The sequence below is a fragment of the Neisseria sp. HMSC064D07 genome, assembly GCF_001837185.1.
GTDB lineage: Bacteria > Pseudomonadota > Gammaproteobacteria > Burkholderiales > Neisseriaceae > Neisseria > Neisseria flavescens_C.
Genome location: NZ_KV831672.1, coordinates 1 through 357, shown reverse-complemented (window position 1 = coordinate 357; position 357 = coordinate 1). Strand labels below are relative to the sequence as shown.

The following is a 357-nucleotide window of genomic DNA, read 5'->3' as shown; positions in this document are numbered from 1 at the left end:
CAAACTGACGGCTGCGGCAGTTTTGGCAGTATCTATGCTGTCTGCCTGTACATTAAGCAACAACAAATGGTCGAATTTTGATAACCAATCATCCCAAATCAAGCTGCAGGCAAATCAAGCCGGATTGGTTTTCTATCGTGTCGATACGGGCGTAAACCCAACGGCAGTCAATATCAAAGTCAATGGTGAATACCTGTCGTCTCTCCAAGTAGGCGGTTTTGCAAAAACAGAAATTTGCGCCAAACCTACAACTTTCGAAGCGCATTACGTAGCAGCCAAGCCTGCAACAAGACTCAACGTAAGCCTAACAGAACAATCAGTGCACTATTATCAAATTGATGCAACAAACGTTTCAGT

General features: G+C 44.0%; 1 protein-coding gene. It reads left to right on the top strand.

Features of this window, described 5'->3' with window-relative positions; translation table 11 throughout:
• A partial coding sequence (locus HMPREF2608_RS03860) for a hypothetical protein (protein ID WP_210402760.1) occupies nt 1-357 on the top strand: 357 nt, incomplete at both ends.